A 24,003-nucleotide genomic window follows, 5' to 3' on the forward strand; every position below is an offset into this window, starting at 1 on the left:
ATGCAAATCGTGAATAGTGATGAGTCTTTACAGCGGTTCATGGGCGATGTTCGGCAGCAGTTTCAAGCTCATCGCTATCTACGCATTTCAATTAAGACCGGTAAAGCACGCACCTTGCCTCAGAACGACATTACCCATGTTTGGTATGGGCAGATAGCTAGAGAGCTACCTGAGGACGATGCACTAGGCTGGCGCTGCTATTGCAAGCTTCACCATGGTGTGCCGATTCTTCGCGCCGAAGATGCTGAGTTTCAGGGCATGTACGACTCAATCATTAAAGGCCGCAGCTACGAAGAAAAGCTATTGATGATGAAGTACCTGCCAGTCACGTCGATCATGAGCCGCAAACAGTTAAGTGCATATGCAGAAGCCGTGCGGGCTGATTTCCGTGCGCGTGGCGTGATGTTGGAGTTTCCGGGGGCGTCACGATGAAAGCCTACAACAGCACCTTTAAGGCACCTACCAAACCAATGAAACGTAGTGCCTGGGTGAAACGATCATCTAAGCGCAGCACAACAAAAGCTGAGCGCACTCACATGAGCCAACAGGCTGGCGCTGGCTGCATTCTTTGCCGTCATTTGGGCTTTGGCGCTACGCCAGCAGAAATACACCACCTACGCCACGGCATGGGAGCAGGGCAGCGCAATAGCAATCTACTGACTATTCCACTATGCCCAGAGCATCACCGAGGCAATACCGGCTATCACGGCTTGGGCCGACGCGCATTTGAGCGTACGTACGGCGTAACAGAAATGGATTTATACGCGATGACCCAACAAGAAAACCATACAGCCGTACGAGCTGTTTGTTTTGAGAGTGCGATATGAAGCCACTAGATATGACGATCACAAGGGAAGAGGAAAAATGAGTACTCAAAAAATGCCATGGTTCCGCGTGTATACGGACTTTCTGAATGACCCAAAGATGATCTCTTTGGCTTTTGAGGATCAACGCCATTTCATGGGCGTGCTGGCTCTTAAGTCTGATGGTGCACTTGATGAGGGCTGCGATGCGGACTTATTAGACCGTATCGTTGCTCAGCGCTTATGGATCGACCACGCCGTCATTCGTGAGGTGAAGAAGCGCCTCATAGCTGTTGGGCTAATTGATAGCGACTGGCAACCCTTAGCGTGGGACAAGCGCCAAATGCGCAGTGATGTAGACCCTACTAATGCAGAGCGTCAACGCCGCTACCGACAAAAAAAGAAAGAAGAAGAGCCCGCCCCAGAGAGCGCTGATAGTTCGGTGAGTTCAGATAGTAACGGCAGTAACGCGTTACGTAACGCACCAGTAACGGCGCTAGATAAAGAAACAGATACAGATAAAGAAACAGAAGTAATAACTACTTCGTCCGGTTCTGCCGAACCAGACATAGTGGGAAAACCTAAAAACCGGTTCCAAGAGTTTTGGGAAACCTACCCAAGCACTGGCCGCAAGGTGGCAAAGGCAAAGTGCGCCCAAGTCTGGAAAACCAAAAAGCTCGAATCCATTGCTGACGAAATTCTGGATCACCTACGAGCCGTGAAAACCACACAGCAGTGGACGACTGGCTATGAGCCTGCGCCGCTTACGTACCTGAACCAACGCCGTTGGGAGGATGGGTTGCCGGAAGCTGTGCCAGCACAAGGGCTTCATGTGATCAGCAGATCCGCTGCGCCTACTGGCGGCATGAACAAACAGGAAGCGCTAGAGGCGCGAAACATGGACGTAGCCCAGCGTTGGGCACAAAGGGGCATGTGATGCAGATATCGGATCAACCTCAGTTCGCGGCAACGCTAAGTGGCGTATACGCAATGTACAGAAGCGATCTAAGCGACGCACTGATCAGTATTTGGTGGGAAACCTGCAAGAGCTTTGATTTTCCTGCTGTTAGCGAAGCATTCACACGCCATTGCATGAATCCCGATAACGGCCAGTACTTGCCAAAACCCGCTGACATTATCCGACTTCTTGGCGGCACATCGCAGGATGGCGCATTGGTTGCATGGGCAAAGGTAGACCGTGCTGTGCGTAGCGTGGGCACTTACCAGACAGTGGTGTTTGATGACTCAACAATCCACGCTGTGATTATGGACATGGGCGGATGGGTTTCATTTGGTATGAAATCCGAGGATGAGTGGCCCTTTGTAGGTAAGGAGTTCCAGAACCGGTACCGCGGCTATCGTTTACAAGGTGGGGCGCGTGAGCATGTGAAATCGTTGATCGGGCTGGCTGAGGCACAGAACAGCCAGAACGGTATGCGCTCACAGCCGCCAGTCCTGATTGGTGATACACCCAAGGCAATGCAAGTGTTGGCTAACGGTGCGGAAAAGATTGCTATTGGCTGGAAGCAAATGGATGCCGCAGAGCATTTACAGCTTTCTGCGCCCGTTCGGGAGGTGGCATGAGAAACCCATCTTTTGCGCTAGGCAGGCTGAAAGTAGGCCAGATGAACAAAACAGAGGCCGCCTATGGCCAACACCTTGAGATGCTGCGAGTTGCTGGTGAAGTGGCGTGGTTCAAGTTTGAGGGTGTGAAGCTTCGTCTAGCAGACAACACGTTTTACACGCCTGACTTCGCGGTGATGCGTACTGATGGGGTTATGGAACTGCACGAGGTTAAAGGCTTTTGGCAAGACGATGCCAGAGTAAAGATCAAGGTAGCCGCTGACTTGTACCCGTTTCGTTTTATAGCGATCAAAGCCAAGACCAAGAAAGAGGGTGGTGGCTGGGCATTGGAGGAGTTCTGATGATGATACCGGCGTGGGTAGATGATGAGATCTGGAACTGGTCACGCATGCACTGGGAGGGCGAGTATCCGGGGCCAAAGAAGATAGGGGAGGCGGCGCGTACCTGTGCGTTTCCGTATCAGGAGGTAGAGGCAGACGATGAGAGCAGCATTCCGGTAAACCACGAACGCGCCAAGACGGTAGAGGCCATCTACCAAACGCTATGCCACGACGAAAAGCGCGTCATCCACGCAGAGTACACGCGCATTAAGGAATACGGGAATTTGTCAGATCACATCAGAGGGGAGAAAGCCAGCCGTAATATCGGCATATCGGCTCTCTACTACAAGCTGGCATTAAGGGATTTTAAGGTAAAGGTTTGGGAGGCGTTCAGATGAAGTACGCAAGCGAGGTGATCGATCTGATGGGGTGTATGCCAGGGCGTCGCTTTAAGGTGATTGAGATAGTTCGCCACGTAGTGAGGGGAAAGCCAAACAAAGCTGAGTGGGAGCGAGTTAGGCGTGGCGTTAGACGAGTGCTAGAGCACCTAGAGGAAACGGGTGTTGTGGAGTCTGATAAGGCAGATCTAGTAAGCGGCGGCGCAGCTACATATGCTTGGAAAAAGCGGGACATGAACTTTTGCAAAGCGGGACTGAAAGCGGGACAATATCAGCAAGCCCCGGTGCGCCTATAGGTTTTGAGCACTAGCGAACAGAGTCATTTCAGGTATTGAGTAAGCAGCCCGCCAGTCGAAAGATTGAGCGGGTTTTTCTTTACGTGAAGGGCTGTCCGGCTCTTTCGGATGGTCGTATCAGAGCGCAGAGAATATATAGAAATACACCGCAGAAAAGCCTGCACTTAGTACCGTAATTGCAAGGCTGAGTGCCCGATCAACGCCGCGAGTTCGCCAGGCTAGGACAAGTGAAAGCAATGTAATGATCGGGATCAGGATAGTAATTGGCATGAGTTGGCTTTTCCTGTGGAGAAAGCGTGCGATTTTATCACTCAACAAAGGTAAATTATGCCCGCCTATTGTGAGATCGGCGGGTTTTTTGTTAGCGAACAAACTGTTTAGCAAGTTCTTGAGCTATATGGTCTGGGCATGATGGTGCGCACTCATGGATCTGGGAGTGTGTTGCATCACTGAAATGTCCAGATTTAGTACGTATTTCTTTCGCAATACCGAACACGTTTTTCCCAAGCCTCCTCACAAGTTGCCTAGCTTGGCTATAACTCTTCATGTTGACATGAGGTTGTTCAACTAGGAGAAGTGCGCAGCAATGTAAAGAAAACTCTACTGCCAAACCTTCTTCAAGCCAGTTCGCACCAGCTTCGGGTGTTGATGGTCTTGGGTCTAGTAGGTGCAATGTTTCATGGGCAAGCTCGTAAATTGCGGTAGGCCAATAGTTAGCAGCGTTAAGGCTTAGCTCAGCATACCCTCCATCGAGATTGGGGGTGTTTCGAACAAATGGGCCATCCTCTGCAAACACTGGTTGGTAGAGTTTCTTGTTTTTATTTCTGCTGCCGAATAGTTCCTGAGCTATTTCATCAAGGAGTAATTGTAGTTCCCACATTTTTTCAGGGGATTCTATTGGAGGTATTTCAGGGATGGAGAATTTTTTTTGTAATGACATATTATGCGGGCTCTCTTGTTTTTGGAAAAATCTATAAGTTTCACCATCAGATATTCTGTTGAGTCAAAAGTTTTATAAACATTAAATTTGACCACTTAAAGTGAGGTGGCACTCAGTGTTTGGGTGTCTAGTCGGACAAGGCTATAAGGTGCTTGGTTTGTTGTAGGTATGAAATCAGCAGGTCAATTTGTTCTTGTGTAGTAGCAATAGGGTATTGACCGTGGGTTGCTCTCAAGACCCCTCGATGATCGAGTGAAAAGATGTCGGTCTGAATATAGTTGCTGTATAGCTCAGCGCTGGATTCTCGCATTTGGTCGGTATCCATAACATCCTTACCTGCCTGAAATTCAATTTTTGTATTTGGGTAGTTGGACATCACTCGCATCCTTAAAATAGGTGAATTACATGGCGCTTACCGCAAAACAGCGCCGCTTCTTGGTAGCGGTTAGCCTTTGAGGCACTCAACCAGGGCTGCACGATTTTGCTGAAATTCACTCAAGAGTTGCTGCCTCCGTCCTGCATCTGGTCTAGAAAAGACATCTGGGTCACCGACAACAACTATAGATGTCAGGTTATCGAGTCTCTCCTTACTGTTTTTTGTTAACTCATCTAAATACGCGCATTTTTGTTGTGCCGACGCTTTAAAGTTAGCAGAGATTAACTCCTGTTGAACGGATAGAAGAGACTCTTGTAAGCGAGCGCTTTCAGCGTTGTGTGTGGCCGTGATGTCATCAATACGCTGCCTAAGAGATGCCACCTCTAGATCTAAACGGTCAGCCCTGTCTTTCTCGCGTTGACGTTGGTTTTCAAGGTCTGGAATTCTGGCTGTTTGGATTTCAAGCTGCATCATTTTTTCGCTTTCTGCGCCTCGCCTCCAGAAGTCTGAGAGTAACCAAGTGGCTCCGCCGCTAATAATGGCAGTGAGCAGGCTTATAGCTGCAATTTTTTGATCAAATTTCATTGAACCTATCTTAATGTAAAAACTCTTCACTTCGTGGGGAGGTTTCTGGCAGTTTTATATGTTTTTTATTATGCCTTTTCCAAATCTGGCTCTGTGAAGTTTCATATATTTTCGCTGCTCTTTGTTGAGTTTGGGTAACGAGAAAGCGGTGATTCCAAGTGCGTGCATCTGGTCAGCAACTCTCTCACTCATAATCAGTTTTCCGCTATCAGAAAAGCTGATGAGATGGCGATCAAATAAAGCATCGATGCTGGCAGCAAGCAAAAGCCCATTGTTTACATTCAGTCTGTCATGGTTGGACGCCCGTTTGTCGGCCCAGGGGAGAATGTGTGAGGCACGGAGGGCTTCAGGGATAGAGCATCCGGTTATTGGGCAGGTTTCATCCCATACTTCTAAAAGTTTAGCGCGGAAAGGTCCTTGGCCTACCCGGGCTTCTATTAAAGCTGTTCGCGTTGTTTTTGATGGTTCTGCCTTAACAGCCTTGAGAGCTTGTTGTCTATCAATATTTTCATCGGTAGTAAGGATAACGTCAGGGTCAAACTTATTCCAAATAAGCTTGGTTGGGTCAAAACCAATTTTTTTAGTTGGTATATAGCTGAAAGGTGACCGATTTACAGGCCCATATTTAGGGATATTAAGATATGCGTACTCACTTATGTTTACGCATATACGGTCATATCCATTAGTGGTGACCCCGTTTACTCTCCCTATAAAAAATGCCTGCCTGTGTAAGTCGGGGGATTTTTTTTGATTATGAGTGCAGATTACGAAGTCACATTTTTCTACTCTCTTTTCTGCAGCCGTCCACCAGCCAATGCCATCCTCATCGAAGAAATCTGCCATGCCTTTACTGGTAAGAACTATTAGCGATTCTTTCATGTTTAGCCGACCACTCCTCTTTTTATGTTGTGTTGTGTTTATTGTAAGGCTCTAAGTTACAAAGTGTGTGCTCTTGCGTGAAAACCAATTGGAGGAGATGTATGACAGCACAAAGCAAGGAGGTTGCCAAATCTAAGGGCGGCCGCCCATCACGATACAAGAAAGAGTTTGCTGAGCAGGCATATAAGCTATGTTTGCTTGGGGCTACTGATAAAGAGTTGGGTGATTTCTTCGATGTATCAGAGCAAACAATCAACGCCTGGAAGAAAGCACACCCGGAGTTTCTTGAGTCCATAAAAAAGGGCAAGGAGATTGCTGATGCTGAAATTGCGTCAAAGCTTTTTCATCGCGCATCCGGTTATGAGCACCCTGATGTTCATGTAAGCAACTATCAGGGTGAGATAACGGTAACGCCGCTCATGAAGCACTACCCGCCTGATACCACGGCAGCGATCTTCTGGCTCAAGAATAGGCAGCCAGCTAGATGGCGTGACAAGCAAAACATTGAACATACAGGCAAGGACGGAGCGCCGTTAATACCTACAGGGTTGGGTCATTTTTATGGAGAAACAGAAACCGACTCTTAACCCTGTTTTAAGAGATTTTTGGCTAAAGCCTGCTCGTAACCGTGTTCTGTACGGTGGCCGAGCATCATCAAAGTCATGGGATGCAGCAGGCTTTGTTGTCTATCTAGCTGATAACTACAAACTGCGCGTTCTGTGCGCTAGGCAGTTCCAGAACAAGATTGCTGAGTCGGTGTATTCGCTACTCAAAATCCAGATTGAGCGGTTTGGCCTGATTGACCGGTTTGATATCCAGCGAGACAAGATCATTAATCGCCACACCGGCACAGAGTTCATGTTCTATGGCTTGTGGCGCCATATTGATGAGATCAAGTCACTAGAGGGTATCGATATCCTTTGGATCGAAGAGGCGCATAACCTGACCGAAGCGCAGTGGGAGGTTTTGGAGCCCACGATTCGTAAGGCTCACTCTCAGGTTTGGATCATCTTTAACCCTAGATTGGCGACTGACTTCACGTATAAGCGGTTCGTTGTTGATCCACCGCCAAATACGATAGTCCGCCGCGTTAACTACGATGAGAATCCATTCCTCTCGCAGACGATGCTGGATATCATCGCGGCTGCAAAAGAAAGCGACTACGAGGACTACCAGCACACATACCTGGGCGTACCTAAGGACTCTGATGAGGGGGCGGTTATTAAACGCTCTTGGGTGCAGTCTGCTATTGATGCGCATTTGGCTGTTAAGGCTGATTGGACTGGACGGAAATGCATTGGCTACGACGTAGCAGATGACGGACAGGACAAGAACGCCAACGCAGGTATAGATGGATCCATCCTGTGCTTGCTTGATGAATGGCGGGGAGGTGAGGATGAGTTGCGCGAGTCAGCTGCTAGAACAAAGCAAAACGCTGAAAAAATCACCGCTGATGTCATCGGCTACGACAGCATTGGTGTGGGGGCTGGCACAGGCTCGCACCTGAATAGCATGGGCTGGCGTCGCCATTTCAAATTCAATGCTGGCGCAAAGGTGGAACGACCTGAGCGCAACTACAGCGACACGAGAATACAAAACAAAGATTTCTTCGCCAACCTCAAAGCACAGGCGTGGTGGCTGCTGGCTGATCGATTCAGAAATACGCACTTAGCGGTCACTAAGGGGCGCAGCTTCAAGGCTGATGAAATGATCAGCATTGATAGTGAGCGCATCGACAGCAAGCTGCTAGATCGGCTCATGGATGAGTTGGCTACACCACTACGTGATTACGACAATCAAGGCAAGGTGAAGGTCGAGTCGAAAAAAGACTTAGAGAAGCGCGACGTTAAGTCCCCGAACTTAGCTGATGCGGTTGTTATTGCCGCAAGCAGAGGAATGCTAGCGCGAGTTTCTATATCGGATATGTTATGAAAAAGCCGCACATTAAATTAAAGCTACAACCTACTACAGACGGCTTGGTAAACGTCATGTCTGGGCTGGGGATGGGCAAAGGCAAACGGGACTACAACAGGTTTGTTGCCAGTGGCATGCTGGGGTACCAAGAGCTTGAGGCGGCGTATCAAACGAACTGGATAGCCCGGCAGATTGTCGATATTCCTGCGGACGACATGACGCGAGAGTGGCGCACGATCAAATGCCAAGCTGCTGATGAAATCCGCAAAGAGGAAGACCGGCTGAACTTACAGTCTTGCGTTAACGAGGCTCTGTCCTGGTCACGTTTGTACGGTGGCGGAGCTATTTTGCCCCTCACTAATCAGGATTTCGAGAAACCTTTCCGCCCAGAGTTGGTTAAGAAGGGTGGGGTGCAGCGCCTAATGGTGTTTGATCGTTGGGATCTGTCTCCGCACGACATTAATACATGGGACGTATTGGCTGATAACTACCTGCAGCCAGAGTTTTATACGATTTATCAGGGCGGCCAGCGCATACATTGGACGCACTTTATCCGCTTCGCAGGTGCCAAGCTCCCACGCAGGCAGAGAGCAATGCTTCAGGGCTGGGGTGACTCACAGCTACGACGATGTTTAGAAGACATCAAGGACACCGTATCCGCTAAAGACGGTATTGCAGAGTTAATGCAGTCGGCGAACGTGGATGTGATAACACGAGAAGGGTTGAGCGAGGATCTGTCTACTGATCAAGAAGCAGCCATTATCCAGCGCTACACAATCTTTGATCAGATGAAGTCGATCATCAACACTGCATTGCTAGACAGTGATGAAAAGCTAGATCGACTGACGCTGAATATGTCTGGTATTGCTCCAGTGCTGGAAACGCTGATGGTGTGGATCTCTGGCGCTGCTGACATACCAGTCACGCGCCTTTTTGGTCAGTCCGCTGCGGGCCTGAATGCCACGGGCGAAGGCGATTTAAAGAACTACTACGACGGCATCCGCAGTCAGCAGACAAGTCAACTAGATCGCCCCATGGCATTGCTAGATGAAATCATGGTGCGTAGCGCGTTAGGTCATATGCCAGATGACTACAACTATGACTGGAATCGTCTAGCGCAGCCAAACCGGAAGGAAGAAGCAGAGGCTCGCAAGATTGAGGCGGAAACAGATGTCGCTTTGCTAGATGCTGGAGTGGTGGGACGAGCCCAAGTGATGCGTAGGCTTGAAGCTGATGAGGTGTATCAGTACAGAGATGGGGTTATCGAAAGCATAGAGTCCAGCGAGGATTTGAGCGTTGGGCCTCTCGGTAAGCCTATAAAGGGTGATGACGATGACTTCAGGCTCTGAGATTCGATACAACCAGATACTGCAGCGCATCGTGAACTCTGTGAAAAAAGACATCGATGGGCAGTTACTCCCCGCGATCCATTCATTGAAGTCTGATTATGTACGTGACTCTTGGGGGACGGACATTCAGGGCGTCATTGAACACCTGCGAGAGCGTTGGACGTCGCCGGGGTTTCGTAAGCTGGCCGATAAGCTGGCATCACAATTTGTGCGTACCACGCTATCTGTAATTGATCGCCAGCAGAAACGGAGATTCGGTATAGACGTTTTACAGAACTCGCCCGAGGTTATTGCAAACATGCAGGCGGCATCCATTCAGAACGCAAGCCTAATCCAGTCGATACCTGAGCGTTATTTGGGCAACGTTGCAAACTCTGTGTTGGCCAATATGCGCACGGGTCTATTGCCGCGCGAAGTAGCAAGGCAAATCGAGGATGAGTATGGCGCAGCACAGAGCCGCGCACGCTTTATCGCCCGTGATCAAACGGCCAAGATAAACGGAGAACTCGCTGAACGTCGTCAGCAGGATGCTGGGTATGAGTTTTTTGGATGGATGACTTCGCATGACGAGCGCGTTAGGCATAGCCATGACGAAGTAGCAAAGGCGGACGTAGGGTATGGGCTGGGGATTTATCGATGGGACGACCCGCCAAAAAATGAACGCGGGGAAACAATCAAGCCTGGTAGCGACTACCAGTGCCGGTGCTGGGCTAAACCCATCCGCAACTCTATCGTTCGGCGATATCAGGAGAGTAAAGCCGCATGAGCAAGATTTTTATACAAGACAAAGCAACGTTTAAAGCCACAGCCCGCACCTACACAGATGCGGGCTTTTTGTTGGTCCCCGGGCGTGCATCGAAAACAGGTACGCAGCAGTACCTACGGCGAGAACTAGGGCTGGATGGCGATCCTAACGCCGTAGTTACCGTGTACCGACCACCAGAGGAGGTTTTTAGCGTAGATAGCCTTGCCTCGTTTGATGGCGCAGACATTACCGTTTTGCACCCTGATGAGCTGGTTAACGCTCAAAACTATAAAGCTACCTCAGTCGGATTGATTAAAGGCGCAGGTGTACGGGATGGCGATTTTGTTATGGCCAACCTAATCATCAAAGACGCCGATGCTATCAGGATGGCGGAGGAGCGGGGATTTGTAGAACTCTCGGCAGGCTATACGGCCGAGTATGAGCATGCGCCAGGTATTACGGATGGCGTGAGTTACGACTATGTGCAGCGTGGTATTCACATTAACCACGTCGCACTTTTGCCCGCAGGGGCGGCACGAGCAGGGCGGCAAGCCCGAATTTTTGATAACCAAGCAAAAGGAAACACTATGAGCAAGATTACGCTCGATAGCGGTCGCTCGGTGGAAGTCCAAGACGAGGCCACTGCCGCGCTCGTATCGGACTTCATTGAGCGCTTACAGAAACAAGTTACCGATTCCAGCGCTGAGCTAGATAAGCGTCAGGCAACGATCGATGGCCAAGCTGAGCAGATCACTGCTTTGAAGGCTGAGGCGTCTGATGAAGCAGTAAGCGCGCGAGTCACTGCTGTGATTGATGCGCAGACGAAGGCGGGCAAGGTTGCGCCAGAGGCAACATGCGACTCCCTTAACCCGGTGGAAATTCAGCGCGCAGCATTGGCTAAGGCTCGCCCCACAATCGATTGGGCGGGTAAGTCTGACGCATATGTGCAGGCGGCTTTTGACATGGCTGTAGAGCAGGCAGAAGCAACAGATCCGCATGCAGAACAAAAACGTAACTTGGCGCAGGATGCTTCCAGCGTCCGTACATCAGATAGTCAGACGACGCTTGATGCGGCTTATCACGCCCGCATGGAGCGTATCTCCAACGACTGGAAAGGAGAGTAACGATGTCAGTAACTCAAAGCAATTTTTCGCAATACGCCGCGATTGGCTACCACGGGCAGTTGAATACTGATTTTCCATGGTGGGCTGATTCGTTTCATGCCGAAAGCGGTGCTATTGGTTTTGGTGTTGCGGTCAGCCGTGGCACCGCAGATAAGCAAGCTGCACTAGGGGGCGCAACCGCTGACGCATTAATTGGCGTGACATTGCGTACTCAAGCCGTAGAGAACGATATCGATGGCGTTTCCGCCTACACAAAAAACCGCGCGATGTCCGTCCTGAAAAAAGGGCGCATGTTTGTGAAGGTCTCTGACGGGTCTGCAAACGGCGCGCAGGTTTACGTTGTGCCCACCACCGGTGAGCTGGTGTCGACATCAACAGACAACGTAGCTCTAGCCGGTGCAAGTTTCGTGCGCACAGCGGCGCCTGGCGAAATCTCTGAAATTGAACTGAAGTAAGGACGAACGTTATGAAGCGTAATACATTTGACGCTAGCCCAGAATCGGCAATGTCGTTTCTGATTAGCCAGCGTACACACATTGAGCCCAAGGTCTACGAGACCAGGTACCCAGATGTTACATACTCTGAGCTGATCCCTGTGGATAGCTCTGCTCCTGAGTGGGCGCCTATCGTTGCCGTGGCCTCTGTTGATGCGCGCGGCGAGTTGGCCTTTGTAGGCCCTAACTCCAACGACATTAATCGCGCGGATGTTGGCTACAAGCTGGGTACGCATCCGGTGCAAACCGCTGCATTGGGCTACGGTTTTAGTTTGGAAGAAATCAACCAAGCTCGCATGCTCAATATCAACTTGAGCGCGGACAAGGCTAAGGCGTCGATGCGCATTGCTGAGCAAGGCTTGAATAAGCTCGCCTATGTAGGCAACAAAGAAGCGGGCTATGGTGGCTTGTTCAATATGCCGGGCATTGGCGTAACAGCGGCAGGATCAACAATTGCAGCATTGGTAGCGGGTGCTACTGACGTGGCTGGCGCACAAGCTGTAGTAACTTTTTTCCAGCAAGCGATTGATGAGGTGTACCTCACCAATACCAACACCACATTTGCACCAACACATATCCTGTTGCCTCCTGCGCAGCGTAATTTGTTGTCGTCCGCGATTCTACCGTTTGGCGGCAATATGACATTGCTTCAGTACTTGGAAATGAACCTCGTGTCTGGCCGCAACGGGAAAGTGAAGTTCACGCCTGAGCTAAGCCTGAAAGGTGCTGGTGCGGGCGGTACTGATCGGATGATGGTTTATACCAAATCCGAAGAAACCGCTAAATTCCATTTACCAATGGGCTTTCGCTTCCAGTCTCCATACCAAGACAGTGCGCTGAGCTGGTTTATTCCTGGCATCTTGCGTACTGGCGGTACGGAAGTTCGTATTCCTAAGGCTCACCAATACCGTGACGGGGTGTAAACATGGCAGAGATTACCAACAAATCCAATCACCCCTTACGACACATCATCGGGAGCGAAGTGATTGATATTCAACCAGGCGAAACACATACTGTGGCCGATTCAAAAGAGCTTGCTGAGAGTGCGTTTGTTAAGGCGAAGTGGTTGGAGTATGTAGGGGGCGACAACGGTGATTCCAAAGGCACATCCAGTAAATCTTTGACAGTAGGTGAAATCAAGGCAGCGCTGGAAGAGATGGGGGTTGCGATTCCGGAAGGCGTCACAAAGAAAAATGATCTTCTCGCGCTACTGAACGACCAAGAAACCGGTACCGAGGAGTAATCATGGTGCAAATAACCCCAGACGTTGTGGCTGACTTCCGTGCCTACTTCAAAGGGCAATTCTCCGATAGTACGAAGTGGGCGGACGATACCATTGAGGAGGTGCTGTGCGAGGCAGATGCGGAAACCAGCGGCAGCGGCTGGGGTGTGTTTGCGCTGAAGTGCGGTAACTTCAAGCGGCGAGGCATGTATCTGTACGCTGCGCACTGGTTAACGTTCTTCTATGGCGATAACCCAACCAATGGCGTGGGGGGAATAGCCAGGCTTAACACGCAATCTAAGCAGGTAGGAGATGAATCAATCTCGTACCGTGTGGCTGCAATGATGGATGCTGGTAACGATGCCCTGACATATACGGTTTACGGGCAGCAGTTTTATAGGCTTCGTAGGCGTGCTGGCATGGGGGCGAGGGTAGTGTAATGAGCATGAACATAAAAGGGCTTCAGCAAGTGCAGGCTGCGCTTAAAAAGGAAGTCGATAAGCTGCGCACATCACACTATGCGCTTGTAGGTATTCACGAATCAGCGGGCCAAGCCAAGGATAGCGATATTACAACCGCTACCCTTGGTGCTATTCAGCACTTTGGCAATGACGACATACCTGCTCGCCCGTGGCTGGATAAAGGCCTAGAGTCAGGCACCAAAGAAATACTAGAAACCATTCAAGAGGGTATTGCTGAGGGGGTGGACGCTAAGCAGGTTATTGCACGAGCTGGACAAGAGGCTGAGAGTGCCATTAAGCAATACATCGATGATCTTGATACTCCACCAAACAAGCCGGCCACAATCAAACAGAAAGGGTCCAGTAATCCGTTAATTGATATGGGCAATATGCGTAACTCTGTCACATCAGTTGTGGTACGGAAAAAACCGCAGGAGGGTGTATGAGTGGGCCGTTAGATATGGCTGGGCACATTGATGATGTGTTCGCATCGCCTTCTGTGACTATCAATGCGTTTGAAGAAGGGCGCCGCGATGATTACGGTATTTGGGTGCCGGGAGTGCCGATTGAGGAAACCTACACGGCAACGATTCAGCCGCTGCGAGACCGGGAACTTGAAAATCTTCTTCGGGAGGGTAAACGAATACTAGACTCGCGCAAGATCTACATTAACTCGGGCGACTTGGAAAAGCTGAAGCTCAGTCACGACATTGAAATGCTGGACCAGCGATGGGAAATCATCGACTCAGATATCCGGCCATGGCGCACCTACGCAAAACTCATAGTAAGTCGTTACGACGACCAGTGATATGAAAAACATTGAACTGTACAAGCTACTTCATACAGCAGTAGCTAAGGCTTCTTGCGTCCCTACGATTATCCCCGCTGCCGATAATCACAAAGCACCGAAGGGTAGCTACGCGTCAATTCATATCGGCACGAACATACGTGAGCGTGGCATGGCCTTCAAAGACAGGCAGCTATTGCCGGATGACGAAACCTTTGAACACACGATCCGCAGCCAACAAGAGGTGACTTGTACGGTCGAGTTTTACCGAGACGGGGCAAAGGAGTATGCAGCCAACATGCTGCAAATGGACAAGCGTGATGACATTGTCTGGCCGCTATATAAGGCTGGGGTCAACATCATGTCTACCGGCCCAGTGCTGGATTTAACCGCACTGCAATCAAATAACTACGAAGAACGGGCAAGAGTAGAAATCTATCTACGGATGCAAGTTTCTAGTAAGTACAACATCAATCGAATCATGGAAGTGTCCGGTGCCGCACAGAACGAAGACGGTAGCGAGCTGCAATCCATGACTGTCAGGGTTTAATTTCGATAGGAACTAATTTATGAGCTACCCAGCCGACAGAATTATCCAAGTAAACGCCAGAATCAGCCCGGCTGGTTTGGGTTTTGCAAACTTTGCCTCCGCCACTGTTTTCGCTGCATCTGCTGATGTTGTGGCCGGTCAGCATGTGGCGGATACACGCAAGACGTATTTCACTGCGCAGGAAGTGGCCGCAGATTTCCCAGAATCCACCGAGACGTATAAAGCTGCCGCCGCATGGCTTGGCGGTACTCCCAAGATGCGCGAGGTCACAATCTGGATGACAGGCGAAGATGCGGCGATCACTGAAACATTGAACAAGGCGCGTGATGCGTACTGGTGGTATTGGAGCATGTTTACTGCTTCTGTCCTTGCGGGTGCGGGAGACGTAAAGGCTATTGCGGACTGGTGCGAGCAGAATGCCAGCATGTTCATTAACAGCCAGGTTGGTGAGTCCACTACCGGCATCCGAGACCAGAACAAAACGGATGATATCGCTAGCGAGTTGAACCTCTTGGGACATCGACACGTTTTCACCCCAGCGCACAGCAGCAATAGCTATTCCGGTGCCTACTTGGCCAAGCATTTTGCAGCGGTGAATTACTCTGCAGAGCGTTCGACTATTACAGGCGAGTTTAAAAAGTCTCCGGGCGTTGTGGCAGAGGATCTGAAAGGCTCAGAGATCGCAGCGATGGAGTCAAAGAATGCGCCGTTTTACGTCATTGTAGAGATGCAGGGTAGTCAGGATGTTGGCCGCTGGCTCAATACAAAAACTCACTCCACCTACGGCGAATATATCGATGATGTTGTGAACCTTGATGCGTTCAACAACACGCTCACTGTGCGCTTGTATAACGCGCTGGCTAATGTCACAACAAAGTTGGAGCAAACACCGCGTGGGCAAGCTGTGTTGCTAGCCACAGCTCGACAAGTGGGTGAACAGTACATTGCTAACGGCTATTTAGGGCCACGCAATTACGTCGACCCTGATGATGGTGTAGAGAAGTACACCATCGGGTTTGAAATTCTCACAAAGCCGGAAGACATTCTCGAACTCTCTACTGAAGATCGAAATGCGCGACTGGCGGCACCAATTCGTATGCGACTGTTTCGTGCCGGTGCCATACATAAAGCAATCGTGGATGTTGATATCTACTAACAAAAGGATCACGTAATGTCATTAGCAAGTATCACTACTGAAAACACGGTTGTTACAGTTAACGGCCGAGAGATTACCGACTGGGGGGAGGCTGAAAACCCCATTGCAGAAGAGCCTATTGATCAAGCGTCAACTATCCGGCGCGGCCAAGGCGGCAATGCTGTACGTCTCGATCGTAAAAATCCTGGTCGCCGTGTCACTTTGAACCTCAACCCTGGTGGCGCAGATGCTGCTTACATGCAGGGGCTGTTCAATAGCAATGCGAACATTACATACACGCGCACAATCATCGGCACATTAGAAAATGCCGTTGGCTCAGAGGGCGCGATTGTGAATGATGGGGCAATCAATCGCGGTGGTGGCTCATCCATCTCCGATGATGTGTTCATCATGGAATTTAATGCGTTTACGACGCTGCGAGGCGGCTAATGAGCGAGACCGTTAAATCCTTCACGTTAAAAAACGGGGCCTATAACGTGGCCCGCGCCTCCGCTGTTGCGCAAGACGAGCTGCTCAGCATACTAACGCAGCCACTTGTGCAGCGTTTGAGCGCAGGCGCTCCAGACAAGCCAGTTGACGAGAATGTGATTTTCTTCATGTTCCTAGCAATGCCGCATGCAGTGAAACTCAAGATTGATGACCTGATGTTGGATCGTGTTTTCAAAAAGGGTACTCAGCAGCAGGCTTCGCTCTCTGATGTGGATGCCATGGAGTGGAACAAGCTACGCGCCAAGGTGTTGCTGTGGAATCTAGAGGGTTTTTTTACCTACTGGGCAGACGCAAGCGCAAAAGAGGTGGTTCCGGCAGTGTAGGCCCAGTGAATTGGTATTTGATGCGCCCGTGCGTAGGTGTGAACGGTATCTGTCCACCGTTGTGTACTTGGGCGCAGCTCAGCGATGGAACGTATAGCCTCGAGGACGTTGAGCGTTTTAATCAATCCATCGATGAACTAGTCAGGGCGCATAGAGAGGCACTAAACAATGGCTAAGGTCTTACAAAACTTTCTGATAGGCGTAGGCCTTGATACTGAGAAGTACGACAAGGGAGCGAAAGGGGTAGAGTCTAGCCTTTTCCGGATGCGTACCTTAGTTGGCTTCACTGGTGTGGCAATCACCGGAGCTTTTGCTGTTGTGGGTAGCGGTGCCGTGGCGGCAGGTAATCGGGTTGATGAGTTCAAACTCGCCGTTGAAGGATTGAAAACCTCCCCAGACTACATCTATGCGTATGGCAGAGCTTTGGCCGCCATGGGCGGAAATGCCAGTGAGGCTGTAACGGCAATTAATGCCGCTGAAGATGCGCTTGCGCAATTCAAATTAAAGGGAACATTTGGTCCATTTGAAAACGCGGCATTTGCTGGGGTGCGCGATGAATTATATTCATTAATGAATGCATCCAATGGTGGTGAGTTAATTCGCGGGTTTGCCGGTGTCATGCCCAGCTTAAATAAAGACCAGCAACGGCTTATTCAGAACGCATTCAGTTTTTCACCCGAGGTTATGCGCTCAATTCGCGGTGGAACCGGTGAGCTTGATGCGGCTATTGCCCGTGCCAGTGAGCTGTATGGCGAGTTTGGCCGTGCAACTGATGCTGCTCGTGATTACAACCGCGCTCTGGCTGAGCTTAATACTAGATTCGAGGGTATTGGTGAGACGCTTGCTGAAAAGGTGTTGCCCGGATTTACGGGAATCATTGATTCATTCGGTGGCTTTCTTGATAAAAACAGAGACCTGATAGGCAAGGGCACTGAAATTATCGGCAATAACCCAGAGGCCGTATCACTGATCGGGGCTGGTGCTTTGGCGTCGGGCGGTGGTGCATTGATGCAGAAACTTGGGCTAAAAGGGCTTGGCGGGTTGGTGTCGCGTGCCGGCCCTATTGGTATGGCCACTGGTGCCTCGATGATGGCGTGGGACGCTAAGCCAGACGATATCGAGTCTCTAACGGGGTATAGGCCGCCAGACTACATTTTTGATAGGCCGGCAATAGAGGCTCTAGATTATCTATCTCAGAATGAATTGCCATCGTCTGCCTCTGGGTCGTATGGTCAGCTAGGACCGTTACCCGAAGGCTCATGGCCAGTGAATCAAATGAACTACCACGAGCCTGAATACCAAAATAGCGAGAGCCTATACAGCGGGGTAATGCCGGTCGACAGGAAAAATATCCATGAGCCGGAATATCAGATTTTTGAGTCACCATCCTCTGGATTTGTTCAGCCATACGAGCCGGTATACGCAGGTGGCGAAGTAAGCAACTCTGAGGCGGCAAGAGTCAGTCCTGAAGTCATCATGCTTAAAGAGCAGCGTGAACAAGCAGATCGTCCTGTAGCACCACAACGTGTGGATGTGAAAAACAGCCTAGATCTCCATGTCGAAATGGATGGCCGTGCGATTGAGTCAAAGGTTGTTGATGTTATTGAGCGTCGCGAACGGGAAGCGTTAGGTGATTTTTATTCTTCGGTGAACAGATGAGCATTGTAAGCATACTAACAAGGCAGTCACCAACGCTTGCGGGATACCAGTTTGATGCAGTTCTCGAAGATACGTTTGAGGCGTCTATCGAGTTGACGAGGTACCCCGTTGAGTCGGGTGTTAAGGTAGCAGACCATCGCGTTATTCAGCCCATGAAGTATTTCATGGTTGGGGCTGTCAGCAATAACCCGCTGAAGGTCATAGATAAATATGCGTTGGTGGCCGGTGGTTTGTCTAACATTCTGCGCAGCAATCCTTTAGTTGCTACTGTCGCTGGATTGTCAGCGGGGTTTCTTTCTGGAACTCCGGGTACACGCGCATCAAGCACGCTTCAACTGCTCATGGATCTGCTTGTTTCTGGTCAGCCGTTTGATGTTGATGCGGTGGATATCCAGCTTAAAGACATGGTGCTTACCCGCCTATCTCGGGATAGAGACCCAGAGACAGAGAACGGGCTGATCTTTGTTGCTGAGCTTCAGGAGCTTGTGCAGTTGAGCAGGCTCTCGGATTTCACGCAGCCAACACAAGACCAACTCGCAGACGGAGACCCAAGTAAAGCGGGGGCGGCGGCTGTAGCGAGTAGGGGGCAACAGACGGGAGGCACGCCAGGCGTATCAATCGTGTATGACGTAAATGTAGTTGATGGAATCAGAGAGGTACCGTTGTGATAGAGATTCCATTAAGAAACGGCAGCGCACATGCACACCAGCGGTTTACGCAGCGTTTGGGCGGCAATTTATTGGAATTTAAGGTGAACTACCTGGCCTATCAGGAGCGGCCGCTGTGGGTACTTGATATCTATAGGGATGGTGCGCCGGTGGCGCTTGGGATGGGGTTGAATGCTGGAGCAGTGCTAACGGAGGCATACAACTTACCTGATGACATCGGTAGGTTGGTCTTTGTGGGCGCTGAAGCGACTTTAGACAATCTTGGCGTGGGGAATCATTTGGTATGGCTACCGGTTTAAATCAGTATCTACGCAAGTGGTCTGTCATGATTAATGGAGAGACGTTTATTGATGGGCGTGAAGGCCATCAATTTCGTGTGGTGTTTGATATTGAAGTCAGCCCTCAGAATAGCTTCATCAGAGCAGAAGTTCAGCTTTACAACCTAAGCAAAGCGGCAGCAATCAGCCAGCGCTCTGACATTATCTTTTCCGCTGGGTATATAGATAATTTCGATATCCTGTTTGCAGGAACAGTCACGAATGTAATGAAAGAGCGTCGTGGCCCAGATGTGATTACTCGGCTATTTTGTCGAGGCGGAACGCCGGAAATGCGTGGCCTGATGGACGGGGCATACGGCGCTAACGCCCACGTGCTGGATGTTCTTAACGATGCTGCGCGTTCGTGGCCGCTTGCGTTAGTGGTGGATGAGGCTCAGTTTCACGGAAATGACAAGCTCCCAGCAGGATGGACGGCTGATAAAGATATCCCTAAGACCTTGGATAGCCTTGCGGGGATGTTTGGTTTTACATGGAAGGAGGAGCGAGGCGCGCTCGTTATAACTCGTATTAATGAAGTGCGAACCACGCCTATATTCGACGTGAATCAGTACACAGGAATGGTTGGGATGCCTGAGCTTATAGGGATTGGGAGTGGAGTAGGCGTAGAAGTGACGTGCCGTATTAATCCGGCAATAACCACTAGTGACCGTATAAACGTTCAATCGGAATACACAACATACCAGACAAGCAATCTTCACGTAGGCGAGATGGCGGGCGATGCATCGACCAGCGGTGAATACAACGTTTTTAGTATCCAGTACTTAGGCGATTCGCATGGCGATGTATGGGATATGAGAATGCTTGGTTTCAGGGCAGGGTCAGAAGCGCCTTTGCCTATTGATACCGGTGTTGGTTTAGTGTGGGGTTCTGTTGTTACGCCCGAGTTTAGAGCCAAAGTGCGTGAAGTGAGTGCGAACTTGGGCATGGATCCGAATTGGCTTATGTCCGTCATCGCTTTTGAGACAGGTGGTAGTTTTAAGTCGTATACACGCAATCCGTACTCAGGGGCGACAGGACTGATTCAGTTCATCCCAAGTACTGCGGCAGGTATGGGGACCACTACAACTGAGCTTGCTCGCATGTCTGAGGTGGAGCAGCTTGGTTGGGTAGAGAAATACTACCAGCCATACAAGGGCAAGCTCAGAAATATTGGTGACGCATACATGGCGGTTTTCATGCCAAAGGGCATTGGCAGGACGGATGATTTCGTTTTGATTGATAGAACAACACAGCCTAATACATACAACCAGAACCGAGGCCTAGATAAAAATCACGATGGCCAGATTACTAGAGGGGAGGCCGTTGATCGAGTGAGGACGGCCTATAAGGTAGGGCAGGCTCATATGGCCTAGCATTTCTTCGACTTCAGTAAACGCAGCGCCCAATAGCCTGAAAGCCCAGCAAGAATTAAATCTATCGTCAAAGCAAAAGCAATGGATGTGTGCTGGGCGGAGGGGATTGACTGAGAAAGAACCGCTGAGATGATGCTCAAAATGGCCAGTGCTTCGTAAGAAAACACAAAGATCAAAGCCACAGCAGCCGTGCATTTAGCAAAAAGCAGGATGGCGCTGCAGGTTCTTTTCTTGGGTTGGATGTTGTTAGGCATAACAGTTCCTTTTGAGTATAAAAATGAGCGTAAATTTCCAAAAAACGGTGTTTCGCGAGTTGATGAAAGGTATATGTACAAGTGTCCCTTGCCATGTACTGACCTTTGATCCTGTGCTGCAGCGTGCGCAAGTGCAGATAGGTGTTGAGGTGGTGGCAACTGCTGGCTTTACGGATAGATTGCCCCCGATAGCAGACGTTCCGGTCCTTTTTCTGGGTGGGACGCAGTACAGCATGACTCACCAGATTAACCCGGGCGATGAAGGCATGATTCTGTTCTCGCAACGTTGTGCGGACGGTTGGAAGCAAACTGGGGGTGTGGCCACCAACCCGCTAGCCAGATTCCACGACATGCACGATGCCTTTTTTGTACCAGGGTTTCGGCCTCTACCTACTTGCATATCAGACTTTCCCAACGATGGCATACGTATGCAGTCGCGGGATGGGCAACATCATGTCTGGATTAAGTCTAATGGCGAGATCGTTGCTGATAACGGTCAAGCGAGCATCAGCATTGAACCAGACGGTGGGATTAGCCTGAAAAACTCTGGCGGGTATATCAAACTGCTCGCCGACGGCAGTGTAGACATTAACGGCGCGATCATTAATACGGACGGCACGATTGTGGCGGATAACGTTACATATGGCGGCATCAGCGGCAAAGACCACAAACATACCAATGTGCAGAATGGGCCGCACATATCAGGAGGGCCAGTAAATTGAGAGTACGCAGGCTTGGTCCAGATGGTGACTTAGTTACCCGTGGAAAGATGTTTGTGACTGAGAGGGAAGCCATAGCACAGACGATTGTGACGCGCTTAAAACTTTTTCTTGGTGAGTATTTCCGCGATGTGAGTGATGGCACACCTTGGTTTCAAAGCATTCTTGGGAAGTTTGAAAACATCAATGCCGTGGAAGCGTTATTGCGGAATCGTATCGCACGTTCGCCGGGTGTCATCCGCTTGCTGTCTTTCAACATGCAGTTTGATCTAGATGCCAGATCACTTTCCATTCAAGCTCAGGTGTTGACCAAATACGGTGAGCAAGATATTCAACTTTCTAACGCATCGGTGATGGCATGGCAGAGTTAACGCCCAGCGGCTATAAGCTGAAAACCCAAAATGAATGGTTTGAGGACGAGCGAAAGCTATACAAAGAGATAGACCCAGCTTGGAGTCTTGAACCCTCAACCCCGGATGGACTAAAGGCTGCTCACGATGCTGAGGTGTTTTCAGCGCTCGATGAGGTGGTTTACAGGGCTTGGGCAAGCAAAGACCCAGCAAAAGCAGTCGGTATAGACCTAGACGCAGTGGCTTCAATCACGGGCACATTCCGTAAGCCCGGTACGCCATCGAACGTTGATGTAACGTTTACCGGAGTGCCTGGGTCAGCGATCTACGCAGAAAGTATCCTCGAATCAGCAGATACTGGGCAGCGCTGGATTGTTGAGCAGACGTTCACTGTAGGGCCTGATAGCACAGTTGTTGTGCCTGTTAGAAGCCAGCTACTGGGGCCAGTTCAGGCGGAGCCTCGCACAATCACGCGGATGATTACAACCATTGCCGGTGTGTCTGCAGTAACGAATGAGAACCCAGCAACACCTGGCACAGATAAAGAGAGCGACTCAAGCCTACGTATCCGTCGACGCCTAGAGGTTGGTAAGACGGGGAGCAATCAAATCGATTCGCTGTATGGGGCGCTATCCAGTACAGAAGGCGTGCGCCGCGTAAAGGTTTACAACAACCCAACGGGTAGTGCTGCAGTTGACCCAAATTTGAACCCTCACGGTTTGCCGAAGAACTCAGTAACGGTTTTGGTTGATGGCGGTAGCAATAGTGATCTAGCCACGGCTATCTACCTCAAGAAAAACCCCGGTGTTTTTCTGCATGGAGATGGTACGCCGGTGCAAGAGTGGGTGACATCTCCAACTATTGCTACGCATAAACAGTTAATTACTTTCGGCAGGCCGCTGTATGTAGATGTGCGTGTTGCTGTTGAGATTAAAAACGACGGTACATTGCCGGATGATGTTGAGCGTCAGATCAAAGAATCCATTATCTCTTTTGCCGCTGGCGAATCACCGTCTGGTCAGGATGGGTTCAAGGTGACAGGGTTTGATATCGGTGAGTCCGTGCCGATATCAACGATGTATACACCTATCAATCAAGTTATCGGAAGGTATGGCAATTCCTACGTTCATTCGCTAACTCTAGATGGCGTAGCGGCAAACAAGGCCATCTCATACAACGAGTTAAGCCGCTGGCTTGATGTGAATATCAATGTGAGCGTCCCATGATTGAAAACGTACCAAAACGGACATATTCGCAGTACAGAGATAAGCCCAAGCTAATGGATTGGTTATCTATTGCTAGACGCATGGGCGGTTCAATTAGTGATGCTGCTGTGGCCGTGCGTAACTCCTACGATATCGACAAGGCGCAAGGTGTGCAGCTGGATGCCCTAGGGCGAATCGTGGTTTTTAGTCGTGACTTCATCGGCCAGTTATCAATGGCTACCGCTGACTTTGATGCGGGGGATGGTGCTGAGTGCGGTGACCCTAGCGCAGTGTTTTCTGAATCTAAGGTATCAGATGACTCAAAAATGGCCGATGAGCTGTATCGCTTGGCCATCAAAGCCAAAATCATGAAGAACACCGGAGATGCCACCATTGAAAGCATTATCCAAGAGATGGTGTTTTTAGTTGGCCCCAAGTTCCTGCGTATCAATGATACAGAGGATATGAGGTTTTCAATAGAGTTCGCGGGTGATCTAACAGAGATCGAGCGATGGGCATTATTCAATGTGAACCTCGTGCAGATCCCGCAGGGTGTGTTGTTTGGGGGCTTTTTTGAGCTAACGGATATTGTTGAGTTCGATAACAAGGATATGGAGTTCGGAGATCCAGAGGCGATGTTTTCAGATTTTATAGGTGGTTAAA

The 24,003-nt window shown here is 50.0% G+C and carries 35 protein-coding genes; 30 read left to right on the forward strand and 5 right to left on the reverse strand.

What is annotated here, in order from left to right; all coding sequences use genetic code 11:
• Genes AC3QL0_RS06630 through AC3QL0_RS06655 form a run of 6 tightly spaced genes read left to right on the forward strand, consistent with a single transcriptional unit; the run spans window position 1 to window position 3,105 of the window.
• Window positions 1–432 (forward strand): hypothetical protein, encoded by a 432-nt coding sequence (locus AC3QL0_RS06630; protein ID WP_493010625.1) that lies wholly within the window; start codon window positions 1–3, stop codon window positions 430–432.
• Window positions 429–827, forward strand: coding sequence for a Ref family recombination enhancement nuclease (locus AC3QL0_RS06635; protein WP_493010626.1), 399 nt, complete (start codon window positions 429–431; stop codon window positions 825–827). The genes AC3QL0_RS06630 and AC3QL0_RS06635 overlap by 4 nt, the downstream gene beginning before the upstream one ends.
• 37 nt (window positions 828–864) lie before the next feature.
• On the forward strand, window positions 865–1,740 hold the full coding sequence (locus tag AC3QL0_RS06640; protein WP_493010627.1) for an LvrA C-terminal domain-related protein: 876 nt from the start codon (window positions 865–867) through the stop codon (window positions 1,738–1,740).
• On the forward strand, window positions 1,740–2,387 hold the full coding sequence (locus AC3QL0_RS06645; RefSeq protein WP_493010628.1) for a DUF6475 domain-containing protein: 648 nt from the start codon (window positions 1,740–1,742) through the stop codon (window positions 2,385–2,387). The genes AC3QL0_RS06640 and AC3QL0_RS06645 overlap by 1 nt, the downstream gene beginning before the upstream one ends.
• Entirely contained in the window at window positions 2,384–2,728 is a 345-nt protein-coding gene (locus AC3QL0_RS06650; protein WP_493010629.1) for a DUF1064 domain-containing protein, read from the forward strand. The genes AC3QL0_RS06645 and AC3QL0_RS06650 overlap by 4 nt, the downstream gene beginning before the upstream one ends.
• Window positions 2,728–3,105, forward strand: coding sequence for a hypothetical protein (locus AC3QL0_RS06655; RefSeq protein WP_493010630.1), 378 nt, complete (start codon window positions 2,728–2,730; stop codon window positions 3,103–3,105). The genes AC3QL0_RS06650 and AC3QL0_RS06655 overlap by 1 nt, the downstream gene beginning before the upstream one ends.
• A gap of 657 nt (window positions 3,106–3,762) precedes the next feature.
• Here the strand turns inward: AC3QL0_RS06655 and AC3QL0_RS06660 are convergent.
• The 4 genes from AC3QL0_RS06660 to AC3QL0_RS06675 all read right to left on the reverse strand — a co-directional run bounded on the left by AC3QL0_RS06660 (window position 3,763) and on the right by AC3QL0_RS06675 (window position 6,181).
• Window positions 3,763–4,341: a hypothetical protein gene (locus AC3QL0_RS06660; RefSeq protein ID WP_493010631.1), complete on the reverse strand. Its 579-nt coding sequence runs from the start codon at window positions 4,339–4,341 to the stop codon at window positions 3,763–3,765.
• A 127-nt stretch (window positions 4,342–4,468) separates the two neighbouring features.
• Entirely contained in the window at window positions 4,469–4,666 is a 198-nt protein-coding gene (locus AC3QL0_RS06665; RefSeq protein WP_493010632.1) for a hypothetical protein, read from the reverse strand.
• A gap of 120 nt (window positions 4,667–4,786) precedes the next feature.
• The gene (locus AC3QL0_RS06670; RefSeq protein WP_493010633.1) at window positions 4,787–5,302 is read right to left on the reverse strand and encodes a hypothetical protein; all 516 of its coding nucleotides are present in this window, start codon (window positions 5,300–5,302) and stop codon (window positions 4,787–4,789) included.
• A gap of 54 nt (window positions 5,303–5,356) precedes the next feature.
• Window positions 5,357–6,181 carry an HNH endonuclease gene (locus AC3QL0_RS06675; protein WP_493010634.1) on the reverse strand — a complete coding sequence of 275 codons (825 nt, stop codon included), beginning with the start codon at window positions 6,179–6,181 and terminating at the stop codon, window positions 5,357–5,359.
• Window positions 6,182–6,282: 101 nt separating this feature from the next.
• Between AC3QL0_RS06675 and AC3QL0_RS06680 the strand changes: the two genes are divergently transcribed.
• From AC3QL0_RS06680 to AC3QL0_RS06775, 20 genes are all read left to right on the forward strand, one after another.
• Entirely contained in the window at window positions 6,283–6,768 is a 486-nt protein-coding gene (locus AC3QL0_RS06680; protein ID WP_493010635.1) for a helix-turn-helix domain-containing protein, read from the forward strand.
• Window positions 6,743–8,113 carry a PBSX family phage terminase large subunit gene (locus tag AC3QL0_RS06685; RefSeq protein WP_493010636.1) on the forward strand — a complete coding sequence of 457 codons (1,371 nt, stop codon included), beginning with the start codon at window positions 6,743–6,745 and terminating at the stop codon, window positions 8,111–8,113. The genes AC3QL0_RS06680 and AC3QL0_RS06685 overlap by 26 nt, the downstream gene beginning before the upstream one ends.
• Window positions 8,110–9,444, forward strand: coding sequence for a DUF1073 domain-containing protein (locus tag AC3QL0_RS06690; protein ID WP_493010637.1), 1,335 nt, complete (start codon window positions 8,110–8,112; stop codon window positions 9,442–9,444). Before AC3QL0_RS06685 ends, AC3QL0_RS06690 begins: the two co-directional genes overlap by 4 nt.
• On the forward strand, window positions 9,428–10,210 hold the full coding sequence (locus tag AC3QL0_RS06695; protein WP_493010638.1) for a phage head morphogenesis protein: 783 nt from the start codon (window positions 9,428–9,430) through the stop codon (window positions 10,208–10,210). Before AC3QL0_RS06690 ends, AC3QL0_RS06695 begins: the two co-directional genes overlap by 17 nt.
• Entirely contained in the window at window positions 10,207–11,313 is a 1,107-nt protein-coding gene (locus AC3QL0_RS06700) for a DUF2213 domain-containing protein (protein ID WP_493010639.1), read from the forward strand. The genes AC3QL0_RS06695 and AC3QL0_RS06700 overlap by 4 nt, the downstream gene beginning before the upstream one ends.
• Window positions 11,314–11,315: 2 nt before the next feature.
• A complete protein-coding gene (locus tag AC3QL0_RS06705) occupies window positions 11,316–11,768 on the forward strand; it encodes a structural cement protein Gp24 (protein ID WP_493010640.1) in 453 nt (150 codons plus the stop codon).
• 11 nt (window positions 11,769–11,779) lie between these two features.
• Window positions 11,780–12,730, forward strand: a complete 951-nt coding sequence (locus AC3QL0_RS06710; protein WP_493010641.1) for a DUF2184 domain-containing protein — start codon at window positions 11,780–11,782, stop codon at window positions 12,728–12,730.
• A 2-nt stretch (window positions 12,731–12,732) separates the two neighbouring features.
• Window positions 12,733–13,050, forward strand: coding sequence for a hypothetical protein (locus AC3QL0_RS06715; RefSeq protein ID WP_493010642.1), 318 nt, complete (start codon window positions 12,733–12,735; stop codon window positions 13,048–13,050).
• Between the two features lie 2 nt (window positions 13,051–13,052).
• A complete protein-coding gene (locus AC3QL0_RS06720; protein WP_493010643.1) occupies window positions 13,053–13,469 on the forward strand; it encodes a DUF4054 domain-containing protein in 417 nt (138 codons plus the stop codon).
• Window positions 13,469–13,936, forward strand: a complete 468-nt coding sequence (locus AC3QL0_RS06725) for a hypothetical protein (protein ID WP_493010644.1) — start codon at window positions 13,469–13,471, stop codon at window positions 13,934–13,936. Before AC3QL0_RS06720 ends, AC3QL0_RS06725 begins: the two co-directional genes overlap by 1 nt.
• Window positions 13,933–14,298, forward strand: coding sequence for a hypothetical protein (locus AC3QL0_RS06730; RefSeq protein ID WP_493010645.1), 366 nt, complete (start codon window positions 13,933–13,935; stop codon window positions 14,296–14,298). Before AC3QL0_RS06725 ends, AC3QL0_RS06730 begins: the two co-directional genes overlap by 4 nt.
• A gap of 1 nt (window position 14,299) precedes the next feature.
• Complete coding sequence (locus tag AC3QL0_RS06735) at window positions 14,300–14,827, forward strand: phage neck terminator protein (RefSeq protein ID WP_493010646.1); 528 nt, start codon at window positions 14,300–14,302, stop codon at window positions 14,825–14,827.
• Window positions 14,828–14,846: 19 nt separating this feature from the next.
• Window positions 14,847–15,983 carry a DUF3383 family protein gene (locus tag AC3QL0_RS06740; protein ID WP_493010647.1) on the forward strand — a complete coding sequence of 379 codons (1,137 nt, stop codon included), beginning with the start codon at window positions 14,847–14,849 and terminating at the stop codon, window positions 15,981–15,983.
• 15 nt (window positions 15,984–15,998) lie between these two features.
• Window positions 15,999–16,412: a hypothetical protein gene (locus AC3QL0_RS06745; RefSeq protein WP_493010648.1), complete on the forward strand. Its 414-nt coding sequence runs from the start codon at window positions 15,999–16,001 to the stop codon at window positions 16,410–16,412.
• Window positions 16,412–16,795, forward strand: a complete 384-nt coding sequence (locus AC3QL0_RS06750; protein ID WP_493010649.1) for a hypothetical protein — start codon at window positions 16,412–16,414, stop codon at window positions 16,793–16,795. Before AC3QL0_RS06745 ends, AC3QL0_RS06750 begins: the two co-directional genes overlap by 1 nt.
• 20 nt (window positions 16,796–16,815) lie before the next feature.
• Entirely contained in the window at window positions 16,816–16,971 is a 156-nt protein-coding gene (locus AC3QL0_RS06755) for a DUF6889 family protein (protein ID WP_493010951.1), read from the forward strand.
• Between the two features lie 88 nt (window positions 16,972–17,059).
• Window positions 17,060–18,454 (forward strand): hypothetical protein, encoded by a 1,395-nt coding sequence (locus tag AC3QL0_RS06760; protein WP_493010650.1) that lies wholly within the window; start codon window positions 17,060–17,062, stop codon window positions 18,452–18,454.
• On the forward strand, window positions 18,451–19,122 hold the full coding sequence (locus AC3QL0_RS06765; RefSeq protein ID WP_493010651.1) for a phage baseplate protein: 672 nt from the start codon (window positions 18,451–18,453) through the stop codon (window positions 19,120–19,122). Before AC3QL0_RS06760 ends, AC3QL0_RS06765 begins: the two co-directional genes overlap by 4 nt.
• Window positions 19,119–19,421: a phage baseplate plug family protein gene (locus AC3QL0_RS06770; protein WP_493010652.1), complete on the forward strand. Its 303-nt coding sequence runs from the start codon at window positions 19,119–19,121 to the stop codon at window positions 19,419–19,421. The genes AC3QL0_RS06765 and AC3QL0_RS06770 overlap by 4 nt, the downstream gene beginning before the upstream one ends.
• Window positions 19,406–20,812 (forward strand): baseplate hub protein, encoded by a 1,407-nt coding sequence (locus tag AC3QL0_RS06775; RefSeq protein ID WP_493010653.1) that lies wholly within the window; start codon window positions 19,406–19,408, stop codon window positions 20,810–20,812. Before AC3QL0_RS06770 ends, AC3QL0_RS06775 begins: the two co-directional genes overlap by 16 nt.
• Here the strand turns inward: AC3QL0_RS06775 and AC3QL0_RS06780 are convergent.
• Window positions 20,809–21,066, reverse strand: coding sequence for a hypothetical protein (locus tag AC3QL0_RS06780; RefSeq protein WP_493010654.1), 258 nt, complete (start codon window positions 21,064–21,066; stop codon window positions 20,809–20,811). The genes AC3QL0_RS06775 and AC3QL0_RS06780 overlap by 4 nt on opposite strands.
• A 23-nt stretch (window positions 21,067–21,089) precedes the next feature.
• On the opposite strand from AC3QL0_RS06780, the gene AC3QL0_RS06785 reads away from it, so the two are divergent.
• The 4 genes from AC3QL0_RS06785 to AC3QL0_RS06800 are packed head-to-tail and all read left to right on the forward strand — an operon-like array spanning window position 21,090 to window position 24,002.
• The gene (locus AC3QL0_RS06785; RefSeq protein ID WP_493010655.1) at window positions 21,090–21,788 is read left to right on the forward strand and encodes a Gp138 family membrane-puncturing spike protein; all 699 of its coding nucleotides are present in this window, start codon (window positions 21,090–21,092) and stop codon (window positions 21,786–21,788) included.
• Window positions 21,785–22,156 carry a contractile injection system sheath initiator gene (locus tag AC3QL0_RS06790; RefSeq protein ID WP_493010656.1) on the forward strand — a complete coding sequence of 124 codons (372 nt, stop codon included), beginning with the start codon at window positions 21,785–21,787 and terminating at the stop codon, window positions 22,154–22,156. The genes AC3QL0_RS06785 and AC3QL0_RS06790 overlap by 4 nt, the downstream gene beginning before the upstream one ends.
• Window positions 22,144–23,361: a baseplate J/gp47 family protein gene (locus AC3QL0_RS06795; protein WP_493010657.1), complete on the forward strand. Its 1,218-nt coding sequence runs from the start codon at window positions 22,144–22,146 to the stop codon at window positions 23,359–23,361. Before AC3QL0_RS06790 ends, AC3QL0_RS06795 begins: the two co-directional genes overlap by 13 nt.
• Complete coding sequence (locus AC3QL0_RS06800; RefSeq protein ID WP_493010658.1) at window positions 23,358–24,002, forward strand: baseplate wedge 1 family protein; 645 nt, start codon at window positions 23,358–23,360, stop codon at window positions 24,000–24,002. Before AC3QL0_RS06795 ends, AC3QL0_RS06800 begins: the two co-directional genes overlap by 4 nt.
• Window position 24,003 lies beyond the last annotated feature (1 nt).

The sequence above is a fragment of the Paenalcaligenes sp. GW821-LYS-B07-1 genome, assembly GCF_058803365.1.